The organism is Rhodococcus sp. Z13_19A (genome assembly GCF_058133575.1).
Window position 1 is genome coordinate 1,213,653 of the sequence record NZ_JBYUNN010000001.1, and the last position, 13,369, is coordinate 1,227,021.

At 72.4% G+C, this 13,369-nt stretch carries 12 protein-coding genes; 8 read left to right on the plus strand and 4 right to left on the minus strand.

The features are described 5' to 3' along the window. The first annotated feature begins 24 nt into the window (after positions 1-24). The gene (locus tag AC3YNX_RS05620; RefSeq protein WP_127781724.1) at positions 25-1,089 is read left to right on the plus strand and encodes a TauD/TfdA family dioxygenase; all 1,065 of its coding nucleotides are present in this window, start codon (positions 25-27) and stop codon (positions 1,087-1,089) included. Positions 1,090-1,139: 50 nt separating this feature from the next. After that, entirely contained in the window at positions 1,140-3,326 is a 2,187-nt protein-coding gene (locus AC3YNX_RS05625) for a cytochrome P450/oxidoreductase (RefSeq protein WP_489994848.1), read from the plus strand. A gap of 56 nt (positions 3,327-3,382) precedes the next feature. On the opposite strand, the gene AC3YNX_RS05630 is transcribed toward AC3YNX_RS05625, so the two are convergent. Further along, positions 3,383-4,465 carry a zinc-binding dehydrogenase gene (locus AC3YNX_RS05630; protein WP_489994849.1) on the minus strand — a complete coding sequence of 361 codons (1,083 nt, stop codon included), beginning with the start codon at positions 4,463-4,465 and terminating at the stop codon, positions 3,383-3,385. A 129-nt stretch (positions 4,466-4,594) separates the two neighbouring features. Between AC3YNX_RS05630 and AC3YNX_RS05635 the strand changes: the two genes are divergently transcribed. Beyond that, a complete protein-coding gene (locus AC3YNX_RS05635; protein WP_489994850.1) occupies positions 4,595-6,052 on the plus strand; it encodes an aldehyde dehydrogenase family protein in 1,458 nt (485 codons plus the stop codon). A gap of 68 nt (positions 6,053-6,120) precedes the next feature. Here the strand turns inward: AC3YNX_RS05635 and AC3YNX_RS05640 are convergent, their stop codons facing one another. Further along, the gene (locus AC3YNX_RS05640; protein ID WP_489994851.1) at positions 6,121-7,209 is read right to left on the minus strand and encodes an acetamidase/formamidase family protein; all 1,089 of its coding nucleotides are present in this window, start codon (positions 7,207-7,209) and stop codon (positions 6,121-6,123) included. 197 nt (positions 7,210-7,406) lie between these two features. On the opposite strand from AC3YNX_RS05640, the gene AC3YNX_RS05645 reads away from it, so the two are divergent. From AC3YNX_RS05645 to AC3YNX_RS05660, 4 genes are all read left to right on the plus strand, one after another. Further along, on the plus strand, positions 7,407-8,303 hold the full coding sequence (locus AC3YNX_RS05645) for a VOC family protein (protein WP_489994852.1): 897 nt from the start codon (positions 7,407-7,409) through the stop codon (positions 8,301-8,303). Next, positions 8,291-9,586 carry a hypothetical protein gene (locus AC3YNX_RS05650; RefSeq protein ID WP_489994853.1) on the plus strand — a complete coding sequence of 432 codons (1,296 nt, stop codon included), beginning with the start codon at positions 8,291-8,293 and terminating at the stop codon, positions 9,584-9,586. The genes AC3YNX_RS05645 and AC3YNX_RS05650 overlap by 13 nt, the downstream gene beginning before the upstream one ends. Next, the gene (locus AC3YNX_RS05655) at positions 9,583-10,380 is read left to right on the plus strand and encodes an IclR family transcriptional regulator (protein ID WP_164860543.1); all 798 of its coding nucleotides are present in this window, start codon (positions 9,583-9,585) and stop codon (positions 10,378-10,380) included. Before AC3YNX_RS05650 ends, AC3YNX_RS05655 begins: the two co-directional genes overlap by 4 nt. Positions 10,381-10,571: 191 nt before the next feature. Beyond that, positions 10,572-10,742 (plus strand): hypothetical protein, encoded by a 171-nt coding sequence (locus tag AC3YNX_RS05660; RefSeq protein ID WP_489982407.1) that lies wholly within the window; start codon positions 10,572-10,574, stop codon positions 10,740-10,742. A 287-nt stretch (positions 10,743-11,029) separates the two neighbouring features. Here the strand turns inward: AC3YNX_RS05660 and AC3YNX_RS05665 are convergent, their stop codons facing one another. Then, positions 11,030-12,016 carry an NAD(P)/FAD-dependent oxidoreductase gene (locus tag AC3YNX_RS05665; RefSeq protein WP_489994854.1) on the minus strand — a complete coding sequence of 329 codons (987 nt, stop codon included), beginning with the start codon at positions 12,014-12,016 and terminating at the stop codon, positions 11,030-11,032. Continuing rightward, a complete protein-coding gene (gene fdxA / locus AC3YNX_RS05670) occupies positions 12,013-12,327 on the minus strand; it encodes a ferredoxin (protein ID WP_489982409.1) in 315 nt (104 codons plus the stop codon). The genes AC3YNX_RS05665 and fdxA overlap by 4 nt, the downstream gene beginning before the upstream one ends. A gap of 331 nt (positions 12,328-12,658) precedes the next feature. Here fdxA and AC3YNX_RS05675 point away from each other — a divergent pair, with 331 nt between their 5' ends. Continuing rightward, positions 12,659-13,351, plus strand: a complete 693-nt coding sequence (locus AC3YNX_RS05675; RefSeq protein ID WP_489994855.1) for a YoaK family protein — start codon at positions 12,659-12,661, stop codon at positions 13,349-13,351. The last annotated feature ends 18 nt before the right edge of the window (positions 13,352-13,369 follow it).

A 13,369-nucleotide genomic window follows, 5' to 3' on the forward strand; every position in this document is an offset into this window, starting at 1 on the left:
GCCGAACCCCCAAGGAGAACCACCATGACGACCTCGACGGCGCTGCAGCCGATCACCGGACCCGCGGCCTGGACCGGCGCCGAGCTCGCCGGCAGCACCGAGTGGGTGTACCTGCTCAGCGACGCCGAGATCGCCGAGCTGGAGGAGGCGGGCCGCCGGTTCGTCACCGACAACCCCGACCTGCGCACCGTGACCCCGGCCGACTACCCGCTGCCGGTGTGCGCGGCGGGCATCGCCACCTGGACCCACGACCTGGACCGAGGCCGCGGCTTCGTGCTGGTGCGCGGCCTGCGCACCGAGCTGTACTCCGACGCGGTGTCCGGCGCCATCTTCTTCCTGCTGGGCCTGTACCTGGGGGCACCCATGCCGCAGAACCAGATGGGCGACCTGGTGGACCACGTGGTGGCCACCTCCAACAAGACGATGGACGACCCCGAGGCGCTGCCCTCGCGGGTGCGCGACAAGCTGGAGTTCCACTCCGACTCCTCCGACGTGGTGGGGCTGATCTGCCTGCGCGGCGCCAAGAGCGGCGGCGAGAGCCGGCTGATCAGCGGTGCGGCGCTGTACAACCGGGTGCTCGAGCTGCGTCCGGACCTGGCACCGCTGATGTTCGAGCCCTGGTACTGGGACTGGTACAAGCAGGACCACGACGCACCCGCCAAGACCTACGTCTCGCCGATGGTCAGCCACACCGACGGCGTGTTCAGCATCTACGCCGGCGGCTCGATGATCTGGAGCGCGCAGGACTACCCGGAGACCCCGCGGCTCACCGACGCCCAGAAGGAGCTGCTGGAGCTGATCCCGGAGATCACCGCCGACGAGAGCCTGCCGCTGGACATGCAGTTCCAGCCCGGCGACATGCAGTGGCTGCTGAACTACGCGGCCCTGCACTCGCGCCGGGAGTTCACCGACTTCCCCTCGATGCAGAAGCGTCGCCACCTGCTCCGGCTGTGGCTGCGCCGCCACGAGCAGCGCCCGCTGGTGCCCAGCTTCGGCAAGCCGGTCACCGCGGACAAGGCCCCGCAACAGGAGGGCGGGTCGTTCGACATCGTCGAGGCCGTCATCCCCCAGGAGACCTGGGGGCTGTAGCCGCGCGAGCAGAGGTTCCGGAACGACGGCACGGCGAAGGGCAGCAGAGAGTGGCGCAGCAGCGAACGGTCATCGACTTCGACCACCACCGGGAGGAGTTCCGCGAGCACGCCACCACGGCCTACGCCCGGGTGCGGGAGTCCTGCCCGGTGGCGTGGACGCCGGCGCACGACGGGTACTGGGTGACCAGCCGCTACGCCGACATCGTGCGCATCGCCCGCGACGACGTCACCTTCTCCTCCGCCCGCGGCGCCAACCCGCAGCGGGGCACGGCCATCGTGATCCCCCGTGGGCCGGGCCTGGAGCAGTTCCCCATCGAGCTGGACCCGCCGCGGGCCACCGTCTACCGGGAGCTGGTCAACCCGCTGCTCACCCGGGAGGCGGTGGCCGAGCTGGTGCCGATGATCCACCGGCACACCGACGAGGTGATCGACGCCTTCATCGCCGACGGCCACGCCGACCTGGTGGCGCAGCTGACCAACCCGCTGCCCACCGCGGTGACCCTGGACTGGCTGGGCTTCCCTCGGGAGGACTGGAAGCGCCTGGCGGGGCCGGTGCACGACATCTTCGCCGCCGCCCCGGGCAGCGAGCGGGCCGCCCGTGGGGGGCAGGCGCTGGGCTGGATGGAGACGCGCATCCGCGATCTGCTCGCCGCCCGGCGCGCCGAGCCGCGCGCCGACGTGCTGAGCCGGCTGGTGGTGCAGACCCGCCCCGACGGCACCCGCTTCGACGACGACGAGCTGGTGTCGGTGGTGTTCCTGCTCATCGCCGGCGGGGTGGACACCACCACCTCGCTCACCGGCTCCACCCTGGTGCACCTGGCCCGCAACCCCGCCGACCGCGCGCGACTGATCGCCGACCCGGAGCTGCTGCCCGCGGCCACCGAGGAGTTCCTGCGGGTGTTCGCCCCGTCGCAGTCGATGGCCCGCACCGTCACCACCGACACCGAGGTGGGCGGTTGCCCCATGAGCCGCGGGGAGCGGGTGCTCATCCCCTGGGTGGCCGGCAACTTCGACCCCGAGGTGTTCACCGACCCCGAGCAGGTGCAGCTGGAGCGCAACCCCAAGGGGCACCTGAGCTTCGGCATCGGCAGCCACCGCTGCGCAGGGGCGCACCTGGCCCGGGCGATGTTCACCGCCATGCTCACCCGGGTGCTGCAGCGGCTGCCCGACTACCAGGTGGACGAGGCGGGGCTGGCGCGCTACGAGTCGTGCGGCAGCCAGGCCGGCTGGGACCGGGTGCCCGTCACCTTCACCCCCGGTTCGCGGCTGGACTCCGCCGCCCCGGTGCGACCGGGCGTGCGGTCGGCGGTGGTGGTGGGCCGCCAGCAGTGGACCGCCGACGTGGTGGCGCTGGACCTCGCCGCCCCCGACGGCGCCGCCCTGCCGCCGTGGCGGCCCGGTGCGCACGTGGCGCTCACCCTGCCCTCGGGCGCCACCCGGCACTACTCGTTGTGTGGCGACCCGGACGACCTCTCCCGCTACACCGTGGCGGTGCGGCGGGAGGCCGCCGGACGCGGCGGCTCGGCGGAGGTGCACCAGGTGCTGCTGCCCGGCACCACGGTGGGGATGTCCGCGCCGCGCGAGCGCTTCGGGCTGGCCGAGGCGCCGTGGCGGACGTTCATCGCCGGGGGCATCGGCATCACCCCGATCATCGCGATGGTGCGCTCGCTGGTCGCCCGCGGCGACACCGCCTGGGACCTGCTCTACTGCGGCCGGGACACCGCGCTGATGCCGCTGCTGGCGGAGGTGCGGGCGCTGGGCGGGCGGGTGCACGTCTCCGGCGAGCAGGGCCGGGTGGACCTGGACGCGGTGGTGGCCGGCCTGCCCGCGGGGGCGGCGGTGTTCTGCTGCGGCCCGGACTCGCTGATGGACGGGGTGGCTGCGGCGGTGGCGCACACCGACACCCCGCTGTTCGTGGAGCGCTTCGGCGCCGGCGCGGAGGTGGACGTGCTGGGCCCGGACGCGGCCGGCTTCGCCGTGCACCTGCAGCGCACCGGCCGCTCGCTGGCGGTGGCGGCCGACCAGACGCTGCTGCAGGCGGTGCGCGAGGTGGTGCCGGGCGTGGCGTCGGACTGCGAGGAGGGCTACTGCGGCTCCTGCGAGGTGCGGGTGCTGGCCGGGCCGGTGGTGCACCGCGACAGCGTGCTCACCGCCGCGGAGCGCACCCGCTCGGAGTCGATGATGCTGTGCGTGAGCCGCTGCGCGGCCGGGCAGGAGCTGGTGCTGGACCTGTAGCTACCCCCCACGGCCCGGTCACGCTTAGCAGGTGGCCGGGCCGTGCGGCGTGCGCGCTAGAAGGTCAGCACGGCCTTGACCACCGCGCCGCTGCGGAGGTGCTCCCAGGCCTCGGCGACGTCGGCGAAGGCGAACGACTGCATCAGCTTCTCCGCGGGGAACCGACCGGCCTCGGCCAGCGCCAGCAGGCTGGGGATGGCCACGTCGGGCAGGCTGGAGCCGGAGATGACGCCGGTGACGGTGCGGCCGTTGAGGACGGTGCGCCAGTCCAGGCTGATGGTGGTCTCCGCCCCGATGCCCACCACCGCACAGGTGCCGCGGCGGTTCAGCGACTCCACGGCGGTGTGCAGCACGCGGCCCACCCCGGTGCTCTCCACCGCGTGGTCCACCCCGTCCGGGGCCACCTCCGCCAGGGTGGCGGCCAGCTCCTCGGGCAGCACCGTGCGGGTGGCGCCCAGCTCCTTGGCCAGCGCCAGGCGCTCGGTGCTGAGGTCGACCACCACCACCTCCCGTGCTCCGGCGGCCGCCGCCGCCATCACCGCGGCCAGGCCCACCGTGCCGGCGCCGAACACCGCCACCGTGTCGGCAGGGCCGGGCTTGAGCACGTTGAGCACGGCACCGGCCCCGGTCATCAGCCCGCAGCCGTAGGGGGCGACCGCGGCGGGGTCCACCCCGGCCGGCAGCGCCACCAGGCTGGACTCGCGCACCAGCATGTGGGTGGCGAAGCTGGACTGGCCCAGGAAGTGCGCGTACGCACCCGCCCCGTCCACGGTGATGGTGGACGAGCCGTCGGCTCGGCCACCAGTGAAGTTCAGCCGGTCGAACTCGCTGCAGTAGGCGGGCTCACCGGTGCGGCAGCGCAGGCAGGTGCCGCACCGGGCGAAGCTGGCGATCACCGCGTCGCCCACGGCGAACCGGCTGACGCCCTCGCCCCACTCCTCCACGTGGCCGGCGCCCTCGTGGCCCAGCACCGACGGCCGGGAGACGTCGTGGGAGAAGTGCAGGTCGGTGGCGCAGATGCCGGTGGCGGCCAGGCGCACCAGCACCTCGCCGGGGCGCGGGTCGTCCAGGCTGACCGTCTGCAGCTCAGGGGCGCGGCCGGGGGTGGTCACCACGGCGGCGAGAACGTCACGGGACACGGGGAGCTCCTTGGTCGGGGGAGGTGCGTCGGGAGGGGTTGTGGCTGGCCTGTGCCCCGCAGGAAACAACGTTGTTAAATGCGAGATAGCGTATTGCTTGCCAAGACGGAAGTATGCCATCGTCCAGTCATGTTGTCGCTGCCCGAATCCCAGCTGCTGATCAACGGGGACTGGATCCCCGCCACCGACGGCGGCACTCTCGCCGTCACCGACCCAGCCACCGGCGAGGTGATCACCACGGTGGGTGCGGCCGGTCCCGCCGACGTGGACCGGGCCGTGCGCGGGGCGGCCGAGGCAGCCCGGGCCTGGGCCCGCACCTCGCCCGCCGAGCGCGGGACGGTGCTGCGCGCGTGGGCCGGGCTCATCGCCGCGGCCAGCGAGGAGCTGGCGGCGCTGGAGGCCCGCGACGTGGGCAAGCCGCTCAGCGACGCCCGCCGCAACGTGTGGATCGCTCACGACATGCTGGTGTACTTCGCCGGGATGGCCGACAAGGTCACCGGGGCCACGCTGCCCTCGCGGCTGGAGGAGAGCTTCGGCTTCACCGTGGCCGAGCCGCACGGGGTGTGCGCGCTCATCACGGCCTGGAACGTGCCGGCGCTGCTGATGATGGCCGAGGCCGCCCCCGCGCTGGCCGCCGGCAACACCCTGGTGGTCAAGCCGTCGGAGGTGGCCCCGCTGGTGGTGCTGCGGCTGGCCGCCCTCGGGGTGGAGGCCGGCCTGCCGCCGGGGACGATCAGCGTCCTCACCGGCCTCGGGACCGACGCCGGACAGCCGCTGGTGAGCCACCCGCTGGTCAACCACGTCAGCTTCGTCGGCTCCACCACCACCGGCAAGGCCATCATGCGTGGCGCCGCCGAGCGGCTGGTGCCGGTGAAGCTGGAGCTGGGCGGCAAGTCGCCCAACGTGGTGTTCGCCGACGCCGACCTGGACGCCGCGCTGCCGCTGATCGCGGCGTCGATCACGGAGAACTCCGGGCAGAACTGCAACGCCGGCTCGCGGCTGCTGGTGCACCGCAGCATCGCCGCCGACGTCACCGAGCGGCTGGCGGCGATCATGGCGGCCACCCGCATCGGGCACTGGGACGACGACCTGGACATGGGTCCGCTGGCCAGCGAGGCGCAGCGGCAGAAGGTGGAGCACCACGTGCAGCTGGCCCGGGGTGCCGGCGCACGCATCGTCACCGGTGGGGGCCGGCCCGAGGGGGAGCGCTTCGCCCACGGCTACTTCGTCACCCCCGCGCTCATCGACCAGGTGGACCCGACCATGGCCGTCAGCCGCGAGGAGATCTTCGGCCCGGTACTCACCGTGCAGGAGTTCGGCGACACCGACGAGGCGGTGAAGCTGGTGGACGACACCGACTTCGGCCTGCAGGTGGGCATCTGGACCCGGGACGTCTCGCGGGCGCTGCGGGTGGTGCGCGAGGTGCGCAGCGGTCAGGTGTCGGTCAACGAGCCGTCCAACGTGGGCGTCATCGGCCTGCCCTTCAACGTCACCAAGGCCAGCGGCTTCAACAGCGGCGGCGGCTACACGGCGATGCGCGAGTACACCGCGGAGAAGGCGGTGAGCATGCGCCTCGGCGCGTGGTGAGCCGGACCTGGCACCGCGAGAAGCCCCGCACCACCCGGTGCGGGGCTTCTCGGGCGCTGGGGTAGGGCTCAGGCCCAGGCGGGGAAGTCCTTCTTGCTGATCAGGCAGTGCACGCCCTTGACGTCGTCCACCACCTGGCTCACCACGAAGTTGCCGGCCGCGCTGAGGTAGAGGTAGGCCACCGACGGCGGCACCTCCGCCACCTCGGCCAGCACCCGGATGGCCTCGCGCACGCACTTGCGCATCGCCTCGTCCAGGTCGCGGTCGAGCCCGATGGCCACCCAGTGGGCGGGGGTCTCGCCGACGGGGCCGTCCAGCGCGCCCACCGAGGCGAAGGCCGCGTCCGGGGTGAGCACGGTGAGGCGCACGGTGGTGCGCAGCGACGCCTCCAGCGCGGTCAGCGACACCTCGCCGTTGCCCTGGGCGAAGTGTGGGTCGCCCAGGTAGTAGCCCGCGCCCGGCACCTGCACCGGCAGGTACATGGTGGAGCCGCCGCCCAGGTCGCGGACGTCGAGGTTGCCGCCGTGGCGGCCCGGCGGGATGGTGTTGAGCGCCTCCTCGGTGGCCGCGGTGACCCCGGACAGGCCCATGAAGGGGTGCAGCGGGAAGGTGATGCCGCTGCCGGAGTCCCAGCGCATGGTCGCGGTGTGCGCGGCCAGGTCCACGGTGCAGAACTGGCTGAGCAGGTTCACCGGCTCACCGGTCTCGTCGTCGACGGGGCGCTCGCCGGCCAGGCAGCCCAGCCCGTGCCGGCTGGAGACCACTCCGTAGGGGACCCGCGGGTCCAGCTGCAGGTACTCGATCTTGAGGACGTCGCCGGGGCGCGCGCCCTCCACGTGGATGGGGCCGGTGACCACGTGCGGGCCGTCCGGGCCGCGGGTGTGCACCACGTCGGAGGCGGCCAGCTCCACCAGGTCGGTGAGCACGTCCTCGGCGGCCACGCCGTGGCTGTCGAAGTAGGTCAGCGGGTCGCGGCCCTGGTCCTCCATCAGCCCCTCGTGGGAGAGGGTGTCGACGGTGACGGTCTCGCCGGAGGCGATGGTCAGCACGGGCTTGCGGTCGGGCGTGGGCAGCCGTCCCCAGGACAGCGCCGCGCCGGTCGCCGTCAGGTAGTGCTGTCCGGGGACAGGGCCGGTGTGAGGTTGCAGGACAGTCAACTCGGGAGCCTTCCAGTGAGCCGGGGAAGCGGAGACGAGTGCCTCGACGGCTCAAAAACTAGGGGTGCGGCGTTCCGGGCAGGTTAACTACGTGTTGCATTACGCTATGACGTCTCACATGGCTTGACGACGGTCTCGGGCGATTCCTAGGGTTCGGACTGTGCACCGCAGGGTGCCGCGACGGAAGGTGAACCGCAGTGACCGAGCCGGTGCAAACCCGCCCCCTGGGCCCCGCCAGCGTGCAGTACGTGCGCCTGGCCGTGCCGGACATGACCGCGACGATCGAGTTCCTCTCGTACCACGTCGGTCTGGCCCTGGAGGAGCACGACGAGAGCCACGCCTACCTGCGGGTGGGCACCGAGCACCACAGCGTGGAGCTGCTGCACGAGCCGAGCCTGTCGGCGTTCCGCTACGACGGCGTGGGCTACAGCGTGGACAACGACACCGTGCTGGCCGACCTGGAGCAGCGGGTGCGAGCCGCCGGCCACGAGGTGCTGCCGCTGACGCAGGGGATGAAGGGGCTGTGCCAGGCGGGCTTCGCCGTGCGCGACCCCAACGGCACGCTGGTGGAGCTGTTCACCGACTTCATCGAGTACGCCGAGACGCCGTGGCCGGACCTGCGCCCGCAGACGCTGGTGCACCCGTTCATCATCACCGACCGCTACGACGAGACCCTGGCGTTCTACCTCGACGTGCTGGGCTTCCAGGCCTCGGACTACGTGGAGGACTTCACCGCGTTCCTGCGCTGCGAGGACCGCTACCACCACAGCCTGGCCGTGCGCCGCAGCGACCGCTTCGCCCTGGAGCACCTGTGCTTCATCATGGGCGACATGGACGGCGTGATGCGCCGCCGCGCGCGAGCGCAGTACCGCAACGTCAAGATCCTCGGCGACGTGGTGAACCACTCCGCGTCCACCTCCATCGCCTTCTACCTCTACGACGACCAGCACGGCCCGCGCTACGAGCTGTGCGACGGCCACCGGATCTTCACGCCGGCCGAGCACGAGACGCACCGGCCGCGCCGCCTCAAGCGCGACCCGCGCAACATCGACGTCTGGCGGGCCGAGGCCGACGACCGGACGTGGGCGCACTGATCCCCGCCGAGCACCTGGCGGACACGGCTGCCGAGCTGGTCCGGCGCGACGACCTGCTCGCCGCGCTGGAGGTGCTCAGCGCCGCACCGGTAGAGCGTGGCGCGGAGCGCAACTGCGCTGAGGCGCTGGCGGCGTGGAGCCGGCAGCGCTGGCCGCAGCTGGGCTTCACCGTGCGGGACACAGGCGCTGGCGGGGCCAACCTGGCGGCGAGCACCGGGTCGGACCGCGGCGGAGTGCTGCTGTGCTCGCACCTGGACACCTCCACCTCCGGCGAGGGCACGGTGCACCGCGAGGTCACCGGCTCCACCGCGCCGTACCAGGCAGGCGTGTGCCTGGACGGTGACGCGCTCTCCGGCTTCGGCCTGGGGGTGGCCCGGGCGCCGGCGGCGGCGGTGCTGGTCGGCTACGCCGCGGCCGCCACCGCGCTGGCCGAGGCCGGGGTGGCCGGCACCGTGCAGCTGCTGCTGGCCAGCGGTGGCACCCACCGCAACACCGCGCTGGCCGAGCCACCGCAGCCGGCCTGCTCGGGGGTTCGGCACTACCTGAACCACGGTGGTGCACCCGACGCGGTGATCGTGGGCAAGTCGGGCCCGCCCGGGGTGCTGCACGAGGAGCCGGGGGCGGCGTTCCTGCGCATCCGGGTGAGCGCGCCCGGCCCGGGGGTGGTGCTCTTCCGTGACCAGGCGCAGCCGGTGGGCGGGCTGCCCCAGCACGTCGGCCTGGTGTGCGCGGCGTTCGAGGCGTGGCGCGGGCAGTGGCGGGCGCTGCCCACCACCGGGCAGACCGGGCGGGAGGCCGGCATCGGCGCCATCCGCACCGGCGCGGTGGCCAAGCCTGACCTGCTGCCGGCGCACCTGGACCTGTTCGTCTACCTGGTGTCGGCCCCCGGCGACGAGCTGGGCGCGCACCTGGACCGGCTGCACAACACCCTGGTGGGGCACCTGCGCGGCAGCCCGCTGGCCGGCTGCACGGTGGAGGTGACGGTGGGCGACGCGGAGCCGGGCGGCGCCACGCCGGCGTCGGCGCCCATCGTGGAGCTGGTGCGCGCCGCGCGAGCCCGCCACCTGCAGCGCGGTGGAGAACCGGACATCACCGGGTGGACCGGCTCCACCGACGGCGTGCTGTTCCGCGCCCGGGGGATCGACACCGTGCGCACCGGACCCCAGGTTCGAGCCGATCCTGACCGGCCTGGACGGGATGTGTGCTCGGCGGAGGAACTTGTACGGTACGCACAGGTGTACGCAGCTGCGGCCGTGCGCTTCGCGGTCAACAGGGGAGAGTGAGTGCACTGACAACCAGCACGGGTCCGGCCACGGCCGACGACCACGACGACGGGTCTGCGCAGGGCCGGGGCCGGGCGCCGGCCATCCAGGCGGTGGAGCGGGCCGCGGTCATCCTGGCTGCGTTCACCCCACAGCGACCGCGGATGAGCCTGAACGAGATCACCGCGGCGCTGGGCACCAGCAAGGCCACCGCGCACCGCTACACCAAGGCGCTGCGGGCGGCGAACCTGCTGCGCTACGACCCCACCGAGACGGTGTACTCCCTGGGCCCGCAGATCCTCACCCTGGCCGCGGCCGCCCGCTCGGCGCTGCCGGTGATCAAGATCGCCGAGCCGTTCATGGACCAGCTGCTGCGCCAGGTGCAGGAGACGGTGGTGCTCAGCGTCTGGGACGGGGAGAGTCCGATCGTGGTGGCCTCCAACGACAACACCGACCACGTGGCTCGGGTGGCAGTGCGCCTGGGCGCGCGCCTGTCGCCCACCGCCTCCGCCCAGGGGCGGGTGTTCTGCACCTTTCTGCCCGAGGGCGAGGTGCCCATGCTCAAGCGGGAGATGCAGACCAACCCCGACTTCGCCGAGGAGCTGGTAGGCATCCGGGAGACCAAGGTGAGCGTGAAGTCGCCGGTGGTCAACGGGCTGCGCACACTGGCGGCGCCGGTGTTCCAAGATGGCCGGGTGGTGGCGGCGCTGGCCGTCATCGCCACGTCGGTGGCCGGGCAGCAGGGCGAGGACGAGACCATCGCCGCCCTGCAGCAGACCGCCGAGCTGATCTCCGCGGAGCTCGGCCGCGCCTGAGCGGCTCAAAGGAAATCGTTGAGATGCAGGCCTTCTCGCGTCAATCTGTCTCTTGTGGACACCCGCAGGAGTGGGTATCTTCGTGCCGGCTGGGGCTGCGGGGGCGTCGGCCTCCGCGCTGTTCCGACTAGACGATCGGTGGCGAGTGCGTGAGCGCGGATGGACTGCCTCTTGGTGTCGCGTCAGTGATCATGGGGGTGCTGATCATCGTCAGTCGGCACTGGATGGGGCGCTTCGAGGAGAACTTCTGGCGCGGTCGTCGCAGCGCTGAGTCCTCGGCACGGTTGTCGTTCGTCATCGGCTGCCTCTTTATCGCAGCCGGGCCCGTCCTCGCCCTCGTCATCGGCGCGCTCGACAAGTAGGGCGCGTGGCTCGGTCAACGGTTTGTCGCAGCAGCAGGGGGGATTCGTCCGATGAGTAGTGCGTGGCCGCTCACCGCAGCAACGATCGTGCTGGGCGTGCTGGCTATCGTGTTCCGGAAGCCCTATGCCAGGTTCCTGGGCCACACAGTGCAGAGCATGCCGACAGCGCCGTTCGGGCTCAAGGACAAGAAACCTGAGTTCTGGCGGAGGTACACCGTGGTCGGGGCCATCGGGATGATGCTGATGGGCATGTTGTTCCTGCTCCTGGTCCCGTAGTCGGGCAGGCGCTACGCGTCGGAGGAGTGGCCCGGCGTCACCGACAGGGCTGGATTCACCAGCGGCGCCAGGTTGTTGACCGCCGACGCCGCCTCGCCGAAGCCCACGCTCATCAGCCGCACCTTGCCGGGGTACTCGCTGATGTCGCCGGCGGCGTAGACCCGCGGGATCGACGTCTGCATGTCCCGGCCCACCACGATGCGCCGCTTCTGCTGCTCCAGCCCCCAGGTGTCCAGCGGCCCCAGGTCGGCGATGAACCCCAGCGCGGCCACCACCGCGGTGGCGGCGAGCTGGACGGGCTCGGGGTCCTTCTTGTTCTGCACGGTGATGCCGGTGATCCACTCCTCGCCGTGCACACCCACCACCTCGTGCGGGGTGAGCACCCGGATGGGGGCGAGCTTGAGCAGCGCCTGGCTGCGCTCGTGCGCGCGGAACACCGGTCGGCGGTGCACCAGCGTCACCGAGGACGCGATCGGCTGCAGGCCCAGCGCCCAGTCGAGCGCGGAGTCGCCACCGCCGACCACCACCACGTCCTGCCCGGCCAGCTCGTCCAGCCGCGGCACGAAGTAGCGCAGCCCGCGGCCGAGGTAGTCCGAGCCCACCGGCAGCTCGCGGGGGATGAAGCTGCCCACCCCGCCGGTGACGAGGATGGCCTTGGCCTCGATGCGGCGGCCGGTGTCGGTGGTGACGGCCGCGCCGTCGTCGCCGTGCTCCAGGGTGGTGGCGGTCTCGCCGAGGATGAGCAGCGGGTCGTGCTGGCGCGCCTGCTCGGACAGGGCGTCCACCAGGTCCTGGCCCTTCACCGCGGTGAAGCCGGCGACGTCGTAGATCGCCTTCTCCGGGTACAGCGCGGCGACCTGCCCGCCCAGCTGGGGCAGGGAGTCCAGCAGCGCGACCGTCATGCCGCGGAAGCCGGCGTAGTAGGTGGCGTACAGCCCGGACGGGCCGGCGCCGACCACCAGCAGGTCCACCTGCACGGTGGGCTGCGGGGCGGTCACGTCGCGGCCCACTCGGTGACGGCGGGGTGGTCGGTGCCCACGGGGCCGATCTTGCGGGCGCCGCCGGGGGAGCCGATGGTGGCGAAGAACTGCTCGTTGATCTCGATGAACACGGCACGGTCGGCCGGCACGTCCTCCTCGTGAAAGATGGAGATCACCGGGCAGACGGGCTCGCAGCGGCCGCAGTCCACGCACTCGTCCGGGTTGATGTACATCATCCGGTCGCCCTCGTAGATGCAGTCCACGGGGCACTCGTCCACGCACGACTGGTCGGTCTCGTCGATGCAGGGATCGGTGATCACGTAGGCCATGGCACTCCTTCACTGGCGTCACGCAATGCAGGTCGTCACCGCGTAATGCGAGATAGACTCGCCGGAGGTGATCGCCGGTGTCAACGCAGATCCCGGCTGCGGCCGGAGATTTACGCACTCGTAACCGTGGCGGACCGGGCAGGCTGCCAGGCCCCTTGCCGGCCCCGCAAGGGACGAGGCCGACGAACGTCGCGGGGGAGCATGGGGCCGGTTGACGCTCTTCGAGTGTCTCGCTTAGCGTTACGGCGACTTGCTCCTGCCGCCCGCGCTGGTGGTGGCAGGGCGTTGGCCAGCCCCGAGGAGCTCCCATGACCGTTCGACCGTGCGCGCGGTGAGCGCCCCCGCCGCGGCTCCCCGCCGGGTTGCCGCTGACACCCAGCAGGTGGCGCTGGTGCTGATGCTGGTGCTCACCTTCGTCACCGGCGTGGTGGACGCGGTGGGTTACCTCGGCCTCGACCGGGTCTTCACCGGCAACATGACCGGCAACATCGTGATCCTCGGCATGGGTGTGGCCGGCGCCGACGAGCTGCCCGTGCTGGGCCCCGCGATCGCCCTGCTGGCGTTCACCCTCGGCGCGCTCGGGGCCGGCATGGTGCTGCGTCGAGCCGCGGCGGCGTGGACCACCCGCGTCACCGCGCTGCTGGCCGCCGGCGGCGTGATGCTGGGAGTGCTGGCCGTCGCGCTGTGGGTGCTCGACGACGGCTACACCCCCGACGAGCAGCTGGTGATCGCCGCGGGCACCGCGCTGGCCATGGGCAGCCAGGCCTGCGTGGCGCGCAAGCTGGCCATCAAGGACATGACCACCGTGGTGGTGACCTCCACGCTCACCTCGTGGGCCAGCGAGTCGCTGGTGACGGGGTGGCGCGGCGCGATCTGGAACCGCCGGCTGGGTGCGCTGGTGCTCATCCTGCTCGGCGCGGTGGTGGGTGCCCTGCTGCTGCAGGTGCACATGAGCGTGGCGATGGCGGTGGCGAGCGTGCTCACCCTCGGTGTGACCGCCGTGGGCCACCGCGCGCTTCGCTGACCCGCGCGCCCTCGTGGG